This is a genomic window from Kitasatospora sp. NPDC043949 (assembly GCF_056435365.1).
On sequence record NZ_JBWKEQ010000010.1, the window covers coordinates 80,935 to 98,002 of the forward strand.

At 74.1% G+C, this 17,068-nt stretch carries 16 protein-coding genes; 8 read left to right on the forward strand and 8 right to left on the reverse strand.

The features are described from left to right. Positions 1-37: 37 nt before the first annotated feature. Entirely contained in the window at positions 38-364 is a 327-nt protein-coding gene (gene fdxA, locus AC07AL_RS10985) for a ferredoxin (protein WP_030061559.1), read from the reverse strand. A 131-nt stretch (positions 365-495) separates the two neighbouring features. Between fdxA and AC07AL_RS10990 the strand changes: the two genes are divergently transcribed. Together AC07AL_RS10990 and AC07AL_RS10995 are read left to right on the forward strand one after the other, a co-directional pair. Continuing rightward, complete coding sequence (locus AC07AL_RS10990) at positions 496-1,509, forward strand: GNAT family N-acetyltransferase (RefSeq protein WP_400809845.1); 1,014 nt, start codon at positions 496-498, stop codon at positions 1,507-1,509. 92 nt (positions 1,510-1,601) lie between these two features. After that, positions 1,602-2,474 carry a transglutaminase-like domain-containing protein gene (locus AC07AL_RS10995; RefSeq protein ID WP_350879909.1) on the forward strand — a complete coding sequence of 291 codons (873 nt, stop codon included), beginning with the start codon at positions 1,602-1,604 and terminating at the stop codon, positions 2,472-2,474. Between the two features lie 84 nt (positions 2,475-2,558). On the opposite strand, the gene AC07AL_RS11000 is transcribed toward AC07AL_RS10995, so the two are convergent. Further along, on the reverse strand, positions 2,559-3,188 hold the full coding sequence (locus AC07AL_RS11000) for a response regulator transcription factor (protein ID WP_063347943.1): 630 nt from the start codon (positions 3,186-3,188) through the stop codon (positions 2,559-2,561). Positions 3,189-3,271: 83 nt separating this feature from the next. On the opposite strand from AC07AL_RS11000, the gene AC07AL_RS11005 reads away from it, so the two are divergent. Further along, positions 3,272-3,772, forward strand: a complete 501-nt coding sequence (locus AC07AL_RS11005; protein WP_363629541.1) for a GNAT family N-acetyltransferase — start codon at positions 3,272-3,274, stop codon at positions 3,770-3,772. Between the two features lie 114 nt (positions 3,773-3,886). On the opposite strand, the gene AC07AL_RS11010 is transcribed toward AC07AL_RS11005, so the two are convergent. From AC07AL_RS11010 to AC07AL_RS11030, 5 genes are all read right to left on the reverse strand, one after another. Beyond that, positions 3,887-4,237 (reverse strand): hypothetical protein, encoded by a 351-nt coding sequence (locus AC07AL_RS11010; RefSeq protein WP_363629543.1) that lies wholly within the window; start codon positions 4,235-4,237, stop codon positions 3,887-3,889. Between the two features lie 14 nt (positions 4,238-4,251). Then, on the reverse strand, positions 4,252-5,514 hold the full coding sequence (locus AC07AL_RS11015; protein ID WP_363629545.1) for a sensor histidine kinase: 1,263 nt from the start codon (positions 5,512-5,514) through the stop codon (positions 4,252-4,254). 8 nt (positions 5,515-5,522) lie between these two features. Then, on the reverse strand, positions 5,523-6,245 hold the full coding sequence (locus tag AC07AL_RS11020) for an ABC transporter permease (RefSeq protein WP_363585413.1): 723 nt from the start codon (positions 6,243-6,245) through the stop codon (positions 5,523-5,525). Next, complete coding sequence (locus tag AC07AL_RS11025; RefSeq protein WP_363629547.1) at positions 6,242-7,189, reverse strand: ABC transporter ATP-binding protein; 948 nt, start codon at positions 7,187-7,189, stop codon at positions 6,242-6,244. The genes AC07AL_RS11020 and AC07AL_RS11025 overlap by 4 nt, the downstream gene beginning before the upstream one ends. Positions 7,190-7,394: 205 nt before the next feature. Then, complete coding sequence (locus tag AC07AL_RS11030; RefSeq protein WP_363585415.1) at positions 7,395-9,548, reverse strand: S9 family peptidase; 2,154 nt, start codon at positions 9,546-9,548, stop codon at positions 7,395-7,397. A gap of 311 nt (positions 9,549-9,859) precedes the next feature. Here AC07AL_RS11030 and AC07AL_RS11035 point away from each other — a divergent pair, with 311 nt between their 5' ends. The 5 genes from AC07AL_RS11035 (at position 9,860) to AC07AL_RS11055 (ending at position 15,869) form a co-directional block, all read left to right on the forward strand. Next, complete coding sequence (locus AC07AL_RS11035) at positions 9,860-10,054, forward strand: DUF2304 family protein (protein ID WP_063347949.1); 195 nt, start codon at positions 9,860-9,862, stop codon at positions 10,052-10,054. 31 nt (positions 10,055-10,085) lie between these two features. After that, the gene (gene mshB / locus AC07AL_RS11040) at positions 10,086-11,021 is read left to right on the forward strand and encodes an N-acetyl-1-D-myo-inositol-2-amino-2-deoxy-alpha-D-glucopyranoside deacetylase (RefSeq protein WP_363629549.1); all 936 of its coding nucleotides are present in this window, start codon (positions 10,086-10,088) and stop codon (positions 11,019-11,021) included. Next, a complete protein-coding gene (locus AC07AL_RS11045; RefSeq protein ID WP_363585417.1) occupies positions 11,018-11,479 on the forward strand; it encodes a DUF6113 family protein in 462 nt (153 codons plus the stop codon). The genes mshB and AC07AL_RS11045 overlap by 4 nt, the downstream gene beginning before the upstream one ends. Before the next feature lie 237 nt (positions 11,480-11,716). After that, positions 11,717-14,035 (forward strand): peptidoglycan binding domain-containing protein, encoded by a 2,319-nt coding sequence (locus AC07AL_RS11050; protein WP_478317335.1) that lies wholly within the window; start codon positions 11,717-11,719, stop codon positions 14,033-14,035. 121 nt (positions 14,036-14,156) lie between these two features. Beyond that, positions 14,157-15,869, forward strand: coding sequence for an ABC transporter family substrate-binding protein (locus tag AC07AL_RS11055; protein WP_478317336.1), 1,713 nt, complete (start codon positions 14,157-14,159; stop codon positions 15,867-15,869). A 23-nt stretch (positions 15,870-15,892) separates the two neighbouring features. Here AC07AL_RS11055 and AC07AL_RS11060 read toward each other — a convergent pair whose 3' ends face one another. Continuing rightward, positions 15,893-16,942, reverse strand: a complete 1,050-nt coding sequence (locus AC07AL_RS11060) for an ABC transporter ATP-binding protein (protein ID WP_363585420.1) — start codon at positions 16,940-16,942, stop codon at positions 15,893-15,895. Between the last annotated feature and the right edge of the window lie 126 nt (positions 16,943-17,068).

Below are 17,068 nucleotides of genomic sequence, written 5' to 3' on the forward strand. Positions count from 1 at the left end.
GTGCTGTTGGTGTTCACAGCTCAGATGCCACCGATCGTCAGTGGTCGGCGTTCTGCGGCGGCAGAGCGGCGATGAAGGGGTGGTCGCGCTCGATCAGGCCCAGCTTCGAGGCGCCACCGGGCGAACCCAGATCGTCGAAGAACTCGACGTTCGCCTTGTAGTAGTCCTTCCACTCCTCCGGGGTGTCGTCCTCGTAGAAGATCGCCTCGACCGGGCAGACCGGCTCGCAAGCGCCACAGTCGACACACTCATCCGGGTGGATGTAGAGCGATCGCTCGCCCTCGTAGATGCAGTCAACCGGGCACTCTTCGATGCACGCCTTGTCCTTCACGTCGACACAAGGCTGCGCGATGACGTAGGTCACGCTGTCGTTCCTCCTCGGAAGGGCCGTGGCGGCCCGTTCTGTTCTGCTCGCGTGCGCGGTGAGCGCGGCGTCGTCGATGCCCGCCCCTAGTATCGCGGGTCGGAGACCGCAAATGCACAGGAGGTGCCCAGATGACGGCAGGCGGCCCGGCCCAGGACCGTCCGGAGGTCCGGATAGATCGCTCTGACGTGGGACGACGCGTGTCCGTCCGGCGCCTCTCGGGGTTCGTGGACGACCGGCCGGTGTTCCGGGATTCGATCGGCGTGCTCACATCGTGGGACGATCATGGACTGACGGTCGCTCCGCGGACCGGCGACCCCGTCTCCTTCCCCGAGAAGCTGCTGGTCGCGGGCAAGGTCGTGCCGCTCTTCCCGGCCCGGCGCGCACCGCTGCCCGCCGCCACGCCCGTCGAACTCCAGCGGATCGCGGCCCGCGGCTGGCCCGCCGTCGAACAGGAGCCGCTCGGCGCGTGGACGCTGCGCGCCTCGGCCGGGTTCACCCGCCGCGCCAACTCCGTCCAGGCACTCGGTGACCCCGGACTGCCGCTGCCCGACGCGCTCACCGCCGTCCACCGCTGGTACGCGGCGCGCGGCCTTCCCGCGTACGTCGAGGTGATCACCCCGGGCTCGCCGAACGAGTTGCGGGCCGAGCTCGACCGGCTGGGAGCCCGTTACGCGCCCACCCTGGTGCGCACCGCCCCGCTGGCCGGGCTCGCCCGGGCCGGCTCCGGGCCCGAGCGGGTCCGGCTCGCCCGGACCGCCGACCCGGCCTGGCTCTCGCTCTACCGCCGGGTCGGCGAGGACGAGGCGCTGGAACGGGCCGCCCGGCAGGTGCTGCACGGCGGGCCGTCGGTCTGGTTCGCCACCGTGCCGGGCGCCCCCGGACAGCCGCCGCTGGCGATCGGACGCTGCGTCGTCGACGGGCCCTGGGCCTGCTTCGGCGCGATCGAGGTCGCGCCGTACGCCCGGCGGGCCGGGCTGGCCACGACCGTCATGGCGGTGCTCGCCGCCCGGGCCGCCGAGGAGGGGGCGACCGGTGGATACCTCCAGGTCGAGGCGGACAACACCGGGGCGATCGCGCTCTATGACGGACTCGGCTTCACGACCAGTCACACTTACCACTACGCCCTTCTCCCCCAGGGGTAGCACCGCCCGCCCGCCCGCACCGCCGCCCCGCCCGCCCGCCGCTCCTCGCCCGCCGTTCGCCCGCCCGTCGTACGAAAGCCGTCGCCGTCACCGTGACCGAGCAGAGCAGAGACCGCTTCCGGACCGCCGCCCGCGCCGAGCATCCCGACCCGGTGCTGCTCTGCCTGCTCGCCGCCGCCGAACACGGCCCGGTCCTCGACCCGGACGACCCCGGGGAACCGCCCAGCGTGGACGCCCTGCTCGCCGCCTGCGAGGCCGCCCTCGACCGGCACGCGAGCGCCGTCCGGCTCGCCGTCGCCGAACGCGCCCCCGCCGGCCCGGAGGAGACCGCCGCCCTGCTCGCCGCCGTCCTCGGCGGGCGGGAACGCTTCCACGGGCGGCAGTCCGACTACCGGCGGCTCGAGTCCTCGCTGCTGCCCGACGTGCTGCGGCGGCGGCGCGGACTGCCGATCATGCTGTCCCTGGTGTGGATGGCGGTCGGGCGGCGGGCCGGGCTCGCCGTCCACGGCATCGCGCTGCCCGGCCACGTCATCGTCGCCGTCGGCGGGCCGGGCGGCGGCGACGAGTACGTGCTCGCCGACCCCTTCCACGGCGGGCGGCTGCTCGACCCGGACGACGCCGAACGCCTGGTCCGCGGCGCCGGGCAGGAGTTCAGCCCCGACCTGCTCACCCCCGCCCAGCCGCTCGACCTCGTGCTGCGCGTGCTCGGCAACATCCGCGCCTGGGCCGCCGACCGCCCCGAACACGCCCGCACCCAGCTCTGGGCCACCGAACTCGCCCTCCTGCTGCCCCGCCACCCCGCCCAGCTCCGCCTCGAACGCGCCGAACTCCTCGTCCGCACCGGCGACTTCCTCGGTGGCTCGGCCGAGATGGACGCCTTCGCGCAGATCCTCGACACCTTCGACCCCGACACCGCCGCCAAGGTCCGCCAGGAGGCCCGGGCCGCCCGGCACCGGCTCAACTGACGACCGCCCGGGAACTCGCTCGGAGCCAGTCGGGGGCGCGCCCAGAACCAGCCGGGGGCGCGCTCGGAGTCAGCCGGGGCGCGCTCAGAGCCAGCCCTTCTCCCGGGCGATCCGCACCGCCTCGGTGCGGTTGCGGGCCTCGGTCTTCTGGATCGCCATCGACAGGTAGTTGCGGACCGTCCCCTCCGACAGGTGCAGCCGCCGCGCGATGTCCGCGTTCACCGCCCCGTCCGCCGCCGCGCCCAGCACGTCCCGCTCGCGCGCCGTCAGCGGATTCGCCCCCTCCGCCAGCGCGGCCGCCGCCAGCACCGGATCGATCACCCGCTCCCCGCGCAGCACCCGCCGGATCGCCTCCGCCAGCTCCGAGGCCGGCGCGTCCTTCACCAGGAACGCGTCCGCCCCCGACTCCATCGCCCGCCGCAGGTACCCCGGCCGGCCGAAGGTCGTCGCGATCACCACCCTCGTCCCCGGCGCGTTCCGACGCAGCTCGGCGGCCGCCTCGATGCCCGTCATCCCCGGCATCTCGATGTCCAGCACGGCCACCTGCACCTCGTGCGCCAGCACCGCCGCCACCACCTCGTCCCCGCGCCCCACCTGCGCGACGACGTCGATGTCCCCCTCCAGCCCGAGCAGCGCCGCCAGCGCCTCCCGGACCATCCCCTGGTCCTCGGCGAGCAGCACGCGGATCAGGGCCCCGTTCTGAATGTCACTCATGGCCACGACCTTAGAGGGGCGCCGGAGAGGCCGCGGAAGGTATTCGCCTGGCTCGCCGAAGGCCTGCGGGCCAGACTGGCGGCATGCTGAACCTGGAACGCCTCCGCCCGGACCACGCCGACGCCCTGCTGGCCTTCGAGCGCGCCAACCGCGCCTGGTTCGCGCGGACCGTTCCGGACCGCGGTGACGCCTACTTCGCCGAGTTCCCGGCCCGCCACGCCGCCCTGCTCGCCGAACAGGACTCCGGCGTCTGCCGGTTCCACGTCGTCCTCGACGCGGCCGGCGCCGTCCTCGGCCGCGTCAACCTCGTCGACATCACCGACGGCACCGCCGAACTCGGCTACCGCGTCGGCGAACACGCGACCGGCCGGGGCGTCGCCACCACCGCCGTCGCCCACCTCTGCCGGCTGGCCGCCGCGGACTACGCCCTCACGTCGCTGACCGCCGTCACCACCCTCGACAACCTCGCCTCCCAGACCGTCCTCACCCGCAACGGCTTCGCGGTCGTCGCCGAACTCACCCTCGACGACCGCCCCGCGCTCCGGTTCGGCCGCGCCCTCACCGACGGCCGGCCGTCGGCATAGGAAACCGGGGGGGGGGGGGGGGGGGGGAAGAGGGGACCCCCCCCCCCCCCCCCCCCCCCCCCCCCCCCCCCCCCCCCCCCCCCCCCCCCCCCCCCCCCCCCCCCCGGACGCGGGTCAGAGCCAGCGCTGCGCGGCCTCGACACTGTCGGAGCCACTGGTGTTGAAGGCGATGGCGGCCTGCGGGGCGTGGCGGCGGACGAGGTTGACGACGAGCTCGAAGAAGGGCAGGGCGGGTTCGGGCTTGCGGATGCCGCCGCCGATGACGACGACGTCCCAGTCCCGGTCGGCGAGGGCGGCGGTGATCGCGGGCCCGGCCGTCTCGTCGGGCGCGACCAGGGCCATCTCCGCGTCGATGCCGTGGTCGGCGAAGCGGGCGAGTTCGGCGTCGAGGACGGCCCGCAGGCCGTCGCCGTCCATGCCGGGGACGGTGTGCGGGTCGAAACCGAGGATGAGTGCGGTAGCCATGCCGGGGAGGACGGTCAACCCGACCGGCCGGGTTCCGTGCCGGCCGGCGCGGTGACCGTCCGCAGCGGGACGAAGGCCCGGAGCCGGAAGCCCCGGCCCCGCTCGCCCGGCCCGGCCTCCAGCCGCCCGCCGACCAGGGCCAGCCGCTCCTCCAGGCCCGAAAGCCCGTTGCCCGGCTGGGACTTGCCCGGTCCGCGCCCGTTGTCGGCGATCTCCAGGACGGCGTAGCGCTCGCCACCGCCCTCCCAGCTCTCGTCGGCCGTGACGGTGCAGACGGTGGCGCCCTCGCCGTGCCGGACGATGTTGGTGACGGCCTCGCGCAGTGCCCAGGCCAGCGCGCCCGCCTCCTCGTCGGCAAGCCCCGGCCAGGTGTCGGCCAGTTCCGGCGCGGCCTCCAGCCTGACCTGTGCGGCGGCCAGCGCGGTGCGGGCGGCGGCGAGTTCGACCGGCAGGGTGGGGCGGCGGAAACCGGTCACCGCCTCCCGGACGTCGATCAGCGACTGCCGGGCGACCTGCTCGATGTCGGCGACCTGCGCCCGCGCCGCCTCGTCCTTGCCGGCGTCCATGAACCGCCCGGCCAGTTCGCTCTTCAGCGTGATCAGCGACAGCGAGTGCCCGAGCAGGTCGTGCAGGTCGCGGGAGAGGCGCAGCCGTTCCTCGGAGGCGGCCAGGTGGGCGACGGCGGCGCGGGCCTCGCGCAGTTCCTTCATGGTGGCGACCAGCCGCTGCATGCCGGTCATCGCGGCGCCGGCGAGGAAGGAGGTGAGGGCCAGGGTGGGGATGGTGTCGCCGCCGGCGTGGCTCAGCACGCCGACGGTGGCGGTGAGCGCGGCCATGGCGGCGACACCGGGCAGCGCGTAGCGCACCGGCAGGATCACGGCGACGCACACCGAGGCGTAGGTGAAGAGGGTCAGGAAGGCCTCACCGAGGACGAAGGCCGAGACGCTCGCGAGCACGACCATCATCGCGACGATCAGCCGACAGGCCCGGGGCCGCATCCCGACCATCGAGCGGAAGATCACCAGCAGGACGTAGCTGCCGACGAAGACCGCCAGGCAGAGCCAGCCGAACACCCGGGCGGCCGTCCCGTGCCCGCCGTGCAGCAGGTTGCCCACCGGGTAGGCCAGGTAGATCGTCCACAGCAGCATCCAGCTGACCTTGACCAGCAGCTGCCGCCTGGTCTCGATCGGCGAGCCCGGGACGGTCATGAACGACGTGCGCGCCGGACCCGCCTCCGGCTGCTCGTCGGATCGGCGGGTCTGGCGCGGCTCGGTCATGCCGGTCATCATGCCTGGCGGGTGTCGCGGCGGTACAGCGCCGCCGCGGCGACGACGAACACCGCGAGGAAGGCGGCCAGCCCGGCGACCGCGCCGGTGTCCAGGGAGTGCCCGGGCTGGGTGAACGCGGCCAGCTGGTTGTACAGGTACACCGGGTTGAACCGGGCGAACTTCTCCAGCGAGCCGCTCACCGGGAACCACGTCCCGCCGAACAGCGCCATCACCATGTAGGTGATCATCACGATGGTCTGCACCGAGTCCGGCGCCGCCGCGTACCCGAGCGCGACCCCGAGCGCCGCGAACACGAAGCTGCCCAGCCACAGCGCCGCCGCCAGACCGGCCCACTGCGCCGCGCCGAGCGACACGCCCTGGACCGCGCCGAGCGCGAAGACCACCAGGATCGCCGGCAGCGTGGTCACCGAGCTCGCGGCGATCTTGCCGAGGGTGTACGCCCGGCCGGGCAGCGCGGTGAGCCGCAGCTGGCGCACCCAGCCGCTCTTGCGCTCCAGCGAGATCCGCTGCGCGCTGCCGGTGAGCACCGCGCCGACCGCGCCGAAGGTGGCCATCGAGACCATGAAGTAGGTCTTCGCCGACAGGCCGCCGGCCAGTGGGGAGGAGCCGTAGGCGTGGGTGAAGAAGAAGTACATCAGCGCCGGGAAGGCGATGGTGAAGACCAGGTAGCGCCGGTTGCGGAAGGTCCGCAGGATCTCCAGCCGGATCAGGGTGGTCATCGCACGGTCTCCTTCGCGTCCTCGCGCTGGTCCTGCGCGCCGGTGATGGTCAGGAAGGCCTGTTCCAGGCCGAGGCCGGTGACTTCCAGCCCGCGCGGGTACAGGCCCGCCCGGTAGAGCCCGGCGACGCTGGCGTCGGCGTCCGCGGTGCGGATCCGGACGGTCCGCACGCCCGGCACCCGGGCGGTGACGTCCAGGGACTGCACGCCCGGCAGCAGGCGCAGCACGCCTTCGTCGAACTCCCCGTCCGCGTCGTGGAGTTCGAAGGCGACCCGACGGGCTCCGGCGCGCGCCTTGATCTCGGCGGAGCTGCCGTCGGCGATCAGCCGGCCCCGGTGCAGGACGAGGACGCGGTCGGCGATCGAGTCCGCCTCCTCCAGGTAGTGGGTGGCGAACAGCACCGTGCGCCCGGCGTCGGCCTGCGCCCGCATGCTCGCCCAGAACGCCTGCCGGACGGTGACGTCCATGCCGGTGGTGGGCTCGTCCAGCACGATCAGGTCGCTGTCTCCCGCGATCGCGAGCGCGAAGCGGACCCGCTGTTCCTGGCCGCCGGACAGCTTGTCCGCCCGGCGCTCGGCCAGTTCGGTGATCCCGGCGTCGGCCAGCACCTCCTCGACCGACCGGCCGCGCGGGTGCACGTCGCGGGCGAGCTCGACCAGTTCGCGGACCTTGACGTCGGCCATCAGCCCGCCGCTCTGCAGCATCGCGCCGACCCGGCCGGCCGCGATCGCCTCCCGCGGGGTGCCGCCGAACAGCGTGACGCTGCCCTGGTCGGGCTGGCGCAGGCCGAGCAGCAGGTCAAGGCTGCTGGACTTGCCGGCGCCGTTCGGGCCGAGCAGGGCGACGGTCTCGCCCGGGCGCAGCACGAGGTTGAGGTCGTCCACGGCGCGCACCCGCCCGTAGCTCTTGCCGACGCCGCGGAAGGCGGCCACTTCGGTGCTCATCGTCCCGTTCTTCTCCCCTGGTGGTGTCGCGCCCGTGGTCGCGATCGGTGTCGCGATCGGTGTCGTTCGCACCACCTCAGAGTCCCGTGCGGGCGGGGTGCGGCGGCAGTGTCCGCCGTCGTGCCTTCGGTATGACGGATGTCATGGCTGCGGCCGGTACCCGGGTCAGGGGTACCGGCCGCACGACCGCAGGTCAGGCTGGGTGTCAGAGGCCCAGCGCGCGCTTCACGAAGTCGACCTGGAGCAGCAGCAGGTTCTCCGCGACCTCCTCCTGCGGCGTCATGTGCGTGACACCGGACAGCGGCAGCACGGTGTGCGGGCGGCCGGCCGCGAGCAGCGCGGAGGACAGCCGCAGGGTGTGCGCGGCGACCACGTTGTCGTCCGCCAGGCCGTGGATGATCATCAGCGGCCGCTCCAGCCCGGCGGCGTAGCCGGTCAGCGAGTTGGCCGCGTACACCTCGGGCCGCTCGGCCGGGTGGCCGAGGTAGCGCTCGGTGTAGTGGGTGTCGTACAGCTCCCAGTCGGTCACCGGCGCGCCGGCGACGGCCGCGTGGAAGACGTCGGGGCGGCGCAGCACGGCGAGCGCGGAGAGGTAGCCGCCGTACGACCAGCCGCGGATGGCGACCCGGCCGAGGTCCAGCGGGAACTCCTCGGCGAGCGCCTGCAGCGCGTCGGCCTGGTCGTCGAGGGTGGCACCGGCGAAGTCGAAGGCGATGGACTTCTCCCAGGCCGGGCTGCGGCCGGGGGTGCCGCGCCCGTCGGCGACGACCACGGCGAAGCCCTGGTCGGCGAACCACTGCGAGTTGAGGTGCGGGTTGTGCGCCTGGACGACGCGCTGGCCGTGCGGGCCGCCGTACGGGTCCATCAGGACGGGCAGCAGGCCGTCCCGCTCGCGGTCGTAGCCGGTGGGCAGGAAGACCGCGGCCGGGATGCGGCGCTCGCCGGCGAAGCGGAACACCGGGCGGGCGGTGATGACCGGGGTCTCGGCGTAGGAGGCGATGGTGGCGACGTCGTCGACGACCACGCCTTCGGGCAGGTCGCGGGCGACCTGGACGAGGGTGCCGGGCAGGTCGGGCTCGGCGGTGGCGCGCACGGTGATCCCGCCCGCGTGCACGGCGCTGGTGACGGAGGTGAACGGACGGCCGTTGGCGGACTCCCAGCCGAGCCGCTTGCCGTCGTGGCTGATCCGGCCGACGGCGATCCAGCCGGGCTCGGGGTCGGTCTCCGCGGCGCCGCCGGAGGCGGTGAACAGCACCTCGGCGTCGGTGACGGCGACCACCGAGCGCAGGTGCAGGTCGGCCCCGGTGACGGCCTGGTCGCCGATCACCAGCGCCCGCACGCCGCCCTCGTCGGAGATCCGGACCAGCTTGCCGTCCGGGGTCCAGGCCGGGACGCCCTGGAACAGCTCCAGCCAGGCGTCGTCGCGCTCCTCGAACAGCACCTCGGTGGCGCCGGTGGCCACGTCGAGGCCGAGGACCAGCTGGCTGCGCTGGTCGCGGGCCTGGACGAGCAGCAGCGGCACGCCGCCCGCGGACCAGTGCACCCGGGCGAGGTACGGGAAGGCCGTGCGGTCCCAGACCACCTCGGTGCGGCCGCCGTCCAGGTCGAGCACCCAGAGGCCGACCTCGGCGTCGGCGGTGCCGGCGGCCGGGTAGGCGACCTCGGCGGGCTCGCGCTGCGGGTTGGCCGGGTCGGCGATCCACCAGCGGCGCACCGGGGTGTCGTCGGCGCGCTCGACCAGCAGCCGGTCGCCGTCGGGGGACCACCAGAAGCCCCGGTCGCGGCTCATCTCCTCCTGGGCGATGAACTCGGCCTGCCCCCAGGTGACGTTCGGGCCGTCGGGCTCGGCGAGCACCCGGTCGGCGGTGCCGTCGGCGCGGGTGAGGCGCAGTTCGCCGGCGGTGTTGGCGTAGGCGACGTGGCTGCCGTCCGGGGAGACCCGCGGGTCCAGCAGCGGGCCCTGGGCGGGCAGTTCGGCGGTGGCGCCGGTGGCCAGGTCCGCGGTGAACAGCCGGCCGGAGAGGGCGAAGGCGGCCAGCCGGCCGGCCGCGTCCAGGGCGTAGCCGACGATGCCGGCCGAGCCTTCGCGGCTGCGCTCGCGGCGGGCCTTCTCGGCGGGCGAGAGGTCCTCCTCGCCGCCGCCGAGCAGCACGGCCGGGTCGGCGGCGATCCGCTCCTCGCCGGTGGCGGTGTCGAGGGTCCAGAGCAGGTTGGCCCGGTCGCCGCCCGATCGGGAGCGCAGGAAGACGACCCGCGAGCCGTCCGGTGCGACGGAGAAGGAGCGGGGCGCGCCGACGGTGTAGCGCAGGGTCCGCGCGTACTGCCGGGGGAAGGTGTCCGCAGGGGTGTGGGAGGTCATGGCACCAGACCCTACGACGCCGTACTCCCGCTGCCGGGCGCCGGTGATCACTCGTTCGGAGCATCGTTCCCGAGTACGCCCCAAAGGCGCCCATACCCCCTCCGACCGGCCCATGCGCCCTACGAGTGCCTCCGTACCCCGGCATGTGGAGACTCACCGAATGTAATGCTCCCCTTACTCATCGGGTATGACTGGTCGGGCGAGTGATCGTCGGGCCCGTCCCGGCCACGGTCGCCCGACCGCAAGTCCCGTACGGTCCCACCGTCACCCTCCCCAGGGGGTGGCGCACCCGAGAAGGGGTGTGAGCCGACATGGCTTTGTCCGTCTCCGCAGCCATGCTGATGCTGGTCATCGTGGTGGTACTGATCCGCCGCTCCGGGCTGAAGCTCGCGCACGCGATCATCTGCGCGCTGCTCGGCTTCTACCTGGCGTCCAGCTCGATCGCGCCGTCGATCAGCCAGGTCACCAGCAACCTCGCCGGGATGATCAACGGCCTGAAGCTCTGACCCCGCCACGGCGGTCGTTAGGCTTCCTCCCATGACCGCGACTACCGGCCGCCGCCTGCTCCTGGTGCACGCCCACCCCGACGACGAGTCGATCGGCAACGGCGCCACCATGGCCCGGTACGCCGCCGAGGGCGCCCAGGTCACCCTGGTGACCTGCACCCTCGGCGAGGGCGGCGAGGTGATCCCGCCCGGGCTGGCCCATCTGACGGCCGATCGGGAAGGCACCCTCGGCGCGTACCGGATCGGCGAGCTGACCGCGGCGATGCGCGCGCTCGGCGTCACCGACCTCCGCTTCCTCGGCGGCCCTGGCCGCTACCGCGACTCCGGGATGATGGGCCTGCCCGACAACGACGTGCCCGGCTGCTTCTGGCGGGCCGACCTCGACGAGGCGGCCGGCCACCTGGTCGCGGTGGTCCGCGAGGTCCGGCCGCAGGTGCTGGTCACCTACGACGAGAACGGCGGCTACGGGCACCCGGACCACATCCAGGCGCACCGGGTCGCGATGCGCGCGTACGAGCTGGCGGCCGATCCGGCGCACCGCCCGGAGCTGGGCCCGGCCTGGCGGATCGCCAAGGTGTACTGGAACCGGATGCCCCGCTCGGTGATCGAGGCCGGGCTCGCCGAGACCGCCGCCCGGGCGTCCTTCCCCGGGACGGCCCGGCCCGCCGACGTTCCCGGGGTGGTGGCCGACGAGGTGGTCACCACCGTGCTGGACGGCTCCGCGTACGCCGGGCGCAAGGCCGCCGCGATGGCCGCGCACGCCACTCAGATCACCGTGGACGGCGCCTTCTTCGCGCTCTCCAACGACCTCGGCCAGCCGCTGGTCGCCACCGAGTACTACCAGCTGGTACGCGGCCAGGCCGGGCCGGAGCGGCCCGAGGACGACCTGTTCGCGGGGCTGTCGCCCGCCGCCGACCCGCTGCCCACCGCCACCGCCACCGCCACCGCCGAGGAGAGCGTCCGATGACCGAGCCCGCCGCCGCCCGGCCGCCGCGCCGCTCGTTCCCGGCGGCCGTCCTCGGCACCCGCGGGGAACGGCTGGCCGAGCCTCAGCCCCCGCGCGCCGCCCGGATCGCGGCCTACGTCCTGTTCTTCCTGCTGGGTGTCGCGGTGTCGGTCTGCGGATCCTTCGTGCAGGCCTTGTGGCCGCCCGTGGGGGTCCTGCTGGCGCTCGCGGCGACCGGCGCCACCTTCTACGGCGGCCTACGGGTCACCGGCACCCGGCTGGGCGCGGCACTGCCCGCGGCCGGCTGGTTCATGGCGATGCTGCTGGTGATCGTGCCCCGGCCGGAGGGCGACAACGTGCTGTGGTCCAACGCCACCTCGCTCGGCTGGCTGTTCGGCGGCTCGGTCCTGGGCGTGATCTGCGCCACCCTGCCGACCCGCGGCAGCTGGTTCCCGGGCGTGCCCGGCCCGCCGCGCTGAACCCGCCCGCGGGGCACGTACGCACCGCGCACGACGCGCAGTCAGGAGCGCGCGGCCGTACTCTCATACCGGAGGAACCGGACGTATCAGGATCTGTCCGAAGCCGTTCGCCGCTCTGTTCTTCCCAGTATGGTGGTCCCGCAGAACGCCGTACCCGACCGCCGCCCGCCCAGGCCCGGCGACCACGAACCGCGGTCGCGCCGCACGGCCCGCCCGCGAACCCGGAGCAGAGCAGCATTGAGCAGCCGCGAATCTGACAACGCCCACCCGACGCCCCGGCGTACGGGTCCGGACGCCTACCCGTCGGGCACCCCGCCCTACGGCACACCGGGGCTCCCGGGCGGCGACCGGGCCGGTGCCGCCCAGGGCGCCGCGTCGGGCGGCGAGGACGACGGCCCGAAGACCGAGACCACCCTGACGACCCGGGTCCGGATCAACATCCCCGGGTCGCGCCCGATCCCGCCGGTCGTGGTCCGCAGCACCGTCAAGAACGAGGACGGCCCGGGCGAGGAGGCCCCGGCGGCCGTCCCCGAGCCGGGCGGCCCGCGGCACCGGTCCGCGCCCTCCGCCCCCGTCCTCGGGGTGATGGAGGGCGGCGCCCGCACGGCCACCCCGCCGGAACTGCCGCCGGAGTGGCAGGTCCCGCCGATCCCGCCGGCGACGTCCGAGGCCGAGTCCACCGGCGCCTGGTTCCGGCCCCGGCAGAAGAAGGCCGAGCCGGCGCCGACCGCCGTACCGGCCGGTGCCCCGAACACCCCGGGCGCGCCGGAGGCCCCGGCCGCGCCCGCCGCCGCCGAGCCCCGGCCGACGGCCGCCCCGGCCCCCGGCGCCCGCCCGAACGGTGCCCGCCCCGCCCAGGGCGCGGCCCGTCCGAACGGCCGACCGGTGCCCGCCCAGGCCCAGGCCCCGAACCCGGCCCCGAATCCGAACGGTGCGCCGTTCCCCGCCGGCCCCGGTGCGCAGGCCCCGGCGGAGGAGCCCGGCGTGTACGAGGCCGCCTCCCCCTTCGCGCCGCCCACCGCCGACCCGTTCGCCCCGATGGCGCCCACGGCCGGAGCCCGTGGCCGGCGCGACGACCGCCCGCAGCAGGACGCCCAGCAGAACGGCGGCCGGCGCAACGGCCGGCAGTCCGACGGACGGCCGCAGCAGGGCCCGCGCCCGGGCGCCCGCCCGCAGGGCCCGGCGGCCGGCGCGACGGACCCGGAGGACACCTCGGTCGACGGCTTCGAGCCGATCCGCGAGGGCACCCCGCCGCCCGCCGCCATACCGGGCCTGCCGCAGAACGGCGCCGCGCACGGCGGCGAAGCCCGCCCGCAGCCCGGCCTGTTCGCCTCGGCCCCGGCCGGTGCCGACCCGTTCGCCGCCCAGCGCCCCGCCGCACCGGGCCAGGACGCCTTCGCCCACCCGGCCCCCGGCGGGCTCTTCCCCGGCGCCCCCGGTACCGCCCCCGGGCACCCGCAGCAGCCCGGACCGGACCCGGAGGCCACCGAGTTCACCCCGCTGCCGACCCCCGCCCCGGGCCCCCGGCCCGCACCGCAGCCGGCCAGGACCGAGTCCGCGCCCGCGCCCGCCAAGACCAAGGGCAAGGCCAAGCCGAAGGCCAGCGCCGGCAAGAAGCTGGTCAAGCTGGGCGTGTACGGCGTCGGCTTCGTGCTGTTCCTCGGCGCCGCCGCGTACGGCACCGGCCTGATGCTCAACCAGTCCGACATCCCCAAGGGCACTGTGGTGCTCGGCACCGACATCGGCGGCAACAGCCGCGACCAGGCGATCCACCAGCTCGACGAGACCGTCGGCAAGACCGGCCAGCAGCCGCTCAAGCTGAAGGTCGGCGACCAGGCGCTGAACCTCGACCCGACCGTCGCCGGGCTGAGCTTCGACACCACGGGCACCGTGGACGGCCTCGCCCAGCACAGCTACAGCCCGGTCGACGTCATCAAGTCGCTGAAGGGCGGCACCAAGGCGGTCGCACCGGACGTCAAGGTGGACCGGGCCAAGCTCAAGGCCGCCCTGGACACCCTGGCCTCCGGCTCGGGCCAGGGCCTTCAGGAGGGCTACGTCAAGTTCGCCGACAACGGCGACCCGGTCGTGGTGCCCGGCCGGGCCGGCCAGGCCGTCGACTCGGCGAGCGCCCTCGACGTGGTCGAGCAGGCCTACCGCGACCGCGCCGCCGGCAAGCCCGAGCAGCCGATCGCGCTCGCCGTGACGGCCGCCCAGCCCAAGGTCTCCCCGCAGGCCCTGCAAGCCGCCGCGGACAGCCTCGGCAAGTCCGCGCTCAACGGCAACGTGTACGTCCTGGCCGGCGCCAAGAAGTGGATCTTCGGCAAGCAGGTCGCCGCCAAGACGCTCACGCTCGTCCCGGACGCCTCCGGCAAGATCGTGCCCAAGTGGGACCTCGACGCGCTGAACGGCCAGCTGGGCAGCGTGTTCGACAAGGTGAAGGTCAAGAAGAACGGCCAGAACGCCGCGATCACCCCGCAGGACGTCGCGGACGCCGTCACCTCGCTGCTCGACAAGACCGGCGAGAAGGACCGCACCTTCAAGTTCACCGTCGCCTGAGCAGCGACCGCACCGATCGGGGGGCGGGCCGGCATCCGGCCCGCCCCTCGACAACTCCCCCTCCCGGTCAGCAAGATGTGACGCCACACCTTCCGCCACAGCCACCTCGGGGAGCACGCCGATGAGCCGCCGCCTCCAGCACCGGACGGCTCTGCTCGCCGGTCTCACCGCCCTGTCGCTCTCACTGACGCTCTGTTCGTGCGCCTCCGGCCAGGGTGGCGCCGCCGCGGACGGGCCGTCCGCCACCGGGGCCCCCAAGCTCACCTCGATCGACGTCAACCCGCGCGAGCGCTCCCAGCTGCGCCAGGGCGGCACCCTGCACCTGGCGATCGCCCAGTTCTCCCGCCAGTGGTCGCCGATCCAGACCGACGGCAGCGAGTCCTCGACGATCAGCGTCAGCAAGCCGCTGCTGCCGACCTTCTTCCGCTCCGACGCGGCCGGCACCCAGACCGCCAACCCGGCCTACCTGCAAGACGCCCACGCGGAGCTGCGGGACGGCCGGCAGGTCGTCGTCTGGACGCTCAACCCGAAGGCCCACTGGTCCGACGGCACCCCGATCACCTGGCGCGACCTCGAAGCCAACTGGCGGGCGCTGAACGGGAAGGACCCGGCCTACCGGCCCGCCAGCAACACCGGCTTCGAACAGGTCTCCTCGGTCGAGCGGGGCAAGGACGACTTCCAGGCGGTGATGACCTTCGACCGGCCGTTCTCCGAGTGGCAGTCGATGTTCAACGGCGCCGCCAACGCCCCGCTGCTGCCCGCGAGCCGGCTAGCCACCCCGGAGCTGTTCAACTCCGCCTACCTGGACGCGATCCCGGTCACCGCCGGCCCGTTCAAGGTCGAACGGCTGGACCGCGCCGCCCAGACCATCACGCTGGTCGCCGACCCCGCCTGGTGGGGCGACAAGCCGCTGCTGGACCGGATCGTCTTCCACGCCATGCTGCCCAACGCCATGGCCCCCGCCTTCGCCAAGGGCGAGATCGACCTCTTCAACAACGGCCCGGACGTCGCCGGCTACCAGACCATCAAGAGCACCAAGGGCGCCGCCGTCCGCCGGGCCGGCGGGCCCGACTTCCGCCAGCTCACCCTCAACGCCCGCACCCCGGCACTCAGCGACGCGACCGTCCGCCAGGCCGTCTTCCAGGCCATCAACCGGGACGCCGTCATCCGCTCCGACCTGAACGGCCTGGACTGGCCAGCCGCCCCGCTCAACAACCACCTGCTGGTCGCCAACCAGAACGCCTACCGGGACAACTCCCTCGGCCTCAGCCGCTACGACCCCGCCGAGGCCGCCCGCAAGCTGGACGCGGCCGGCTGGCGGCTCGACGGCGACGTCCGCAAGCGCAACGGCCGCGAGCTGAACCTGCGGATGGTCATCCCGGCCGGCGTCACCCAGGCGCAGAGCGAGGCCGACAGCGCCACCAGGACGCTCAAGGACATCGGCGTCAAGGTCACCACGGTCACCTCCGCCGCCAACGAGTTCTTCGACAAGTACGTCAACCGCGGCGACTTCGACATCACCGCGTACTCGCTGCTCGGCACGCCCTTCCCGGCCAGCGGCAACCGCGCCGACTTCGTCCAGAACGGCGGCACCAACCACGTCGGCACGGGCAGCCCGGCGGTGGACGCCGCCCTCGACCGCGCCGCCGCCGCACCCGACGCGGCCACCGCCTCCGAGGCGATCAACCAGGCCGACGGCGAGCTGTGGAAGGTGGCCGGCGTGCTGCCGCTCTACCAGCGCCCGCAGCTGTACGGCGCCCGCGCCAACCTCGCCAACATCGGCGCCCAGGGGCTGTCCGACATCGTCTGGGAGAACGTCGGCTTCGAGCGGTAGGCGCCGGCGGCGCCCCGGCGCCCTCAGCCGTGCAGGGTCTCCCGCCAGAAGTGGCAGGCGCTGCGACGGCCCGGCAGCTCGGCGCCCTCGGCGTCCACCATCGGCACCAGCGGCGGGAGTTCGCTCAGGCAGCGGTCCTGCACCCGGTCGCAGCGCGGGTTGAACGCGCAGCCCTGCGGGATCTCCAGGAGGCTGGGCGGCAGGCCCTTGATGGCGTGGAGGTTCTGCCCCTTCTGGTCCAGCCGCGGGATCGAGTCGAGCAGTCCCCGGGTGTACGGGTGGGCGGGGCGCGCGTACAGGTCGCGCACCGGGGCCGTCTCGACGATCCGGCCCGCGTACATCACCGCGATCGTGTCCGCGACGTCGGCGACCACGCCGAGGTCGTGGGTGATCAGGATCAGCCCCATGTGGAACTCGTGCTGCAACTCGGCCAGCAGGTCCATCACCTGGGCCTGCACGGTGACGTCCAGCGCGGTGGTGGGCTCGTCCGCGATGATCAGGTCCGGCTCCATGGAGAGCGCCATGGCGATCATGATGCGCTGGCGCATGCCGCCGGAGAACTGGTGCGGGTAGTCACCGACGCGCTGCCTGGCCGCCGGGATCCGCACCCGGTCCATCAGCTCGATGGCCCTCTCCCTGGCCTCCTTGCGGCTGGCGCCGCGGTGCACCTGGAACATCTCGCCGAGCTGGTACCCCACGCTGAGCACCGGGTTGAGCGAGGACAGCGCGTCCTGGAAGATCATCGCGATCTTCTGGCCCCGGACGAACCGCCGGGCCCTGGAGCCCATGGTCAGCAGGTCCTCGCCGCGGTAGAGGATCCGCCCGCCGGTGATCCGCCCGGGCGGCGTGTCCAGGATGCCCATGATCGCCTGCGCGGTCACCGACTTGCCCGAACCGGACTCACCCAGCACCGCCAGCGTCTCCCCGGCCGACACCGAGTAGCTCACCCCGTTGACGGCCCTGGCCACGCCGTCCCGGGTACGGAACTCGACGTGCAGGTCGTCGACCTCCAGCAGCGGGGTCCCGGGCACCAGGTTCTCCCGACCGCCGCCGATCACCTCCACCATGTCCATCCGAGCAGCCCTCCCCCAGCGCAGCGGCGAGCACCTGTACGCGCAGAGCAACTATCAACGACCCGACCCCACTTGCGGAATCGCGCGGCACGTCTCTTTTCCATCACAAGAAAGGGCGCACCCCCG

Coding starts and splice junctions, on each gene's coding strand:
- AC07AL_RS11030 (WP_363585415.1), bottom strand. CDS start 9,548: ATGACCTCCCACACCCCTGCGGACACCTTCCCCCGGCAGTACGCGCGG.
- AC07AL_RS11020 (WP_363585413.1), bottom strand. CDS start 6,245: ATGACCACCCTGATCCGGCTGGAGATCCTGCGGACCTTCCGCAACCGG.
- AC07AL_RS11045 (WP_363585417.1), top strand. CDS start 11,018: ATGACCGAGCCCGCCGCCGCCCGGCCGCCGCGCCGCTCGTTCCCGGCG.
- AC07AL_RS11055 (WP_478317336.1), top strand. CDS start 14,157: ATGAGCCGCCGCCTCCAGCACCGGACGGCTCTGCTCGCCGGTCTCACC.
- AC07AL_RS11000 (WP_063347943.1), bottom strand. CDS start 3,188: ATGAGTGACATTCAGAACGGGGCCCTGATCCGCGTGCTGCTCGCCGAG.
- mshB (WP_363629549.1), top strand. CDS start 10,086: ATGACCGCGACTACCGGCCGCCGCCTGCTCCTGGTGCACGCCCACCCC.
- AC07AL_RS11025 (WP_363629547.1), bottom strand. CDS start 7,189: ATGAGCACCGAAGTGGCCGCCTTCCGCGGCGTCGGCAAGAGCTACGGG.
- AC07AL_RS11005 (WP_363629541.1), top strand. CDS start 3,272: ATGCTGAACCTGGAACGCCTCCGCCCGGACCACGCCGACGCCCTGCTG.
- AC07AL_RS11010 (WP_363629543.1), bottom strand. CDS start 4,237: ATGGCTACCGCACTCATCCTCGGTTTCGACCCGCACACCGTCCCCGGC.
- AC07AL_RS11060 (WP_363585420.1), bottom strand. CDS start 16,942: ATGGACATGGTGGAGGTGATCGGCGGCGGTCGGGAGAACCTGGTGCCC.
- AC07AL_RS11035 (WP_063347949.1), top strand. CDS start 9,860: ATGGCTTTGTCCGTCTCCGCAGCCATGCTGATGCTGGTCATCGTGGTG.
- AC07AL_RS10990 (WP_400809845.1), top strand. CDS start 496: ATGACGGCAGGCGGCCCGGCCCAGGACCGTCCGGAGGTCCGGATAGAT.
- AC07AL_RS11015 (WP_363629545.1), bottom strand. CDS start 5,514: ATGACCGAGCCGCGCCAGACCCGCCGATCCGACGAGCAGCCGGAGGCG.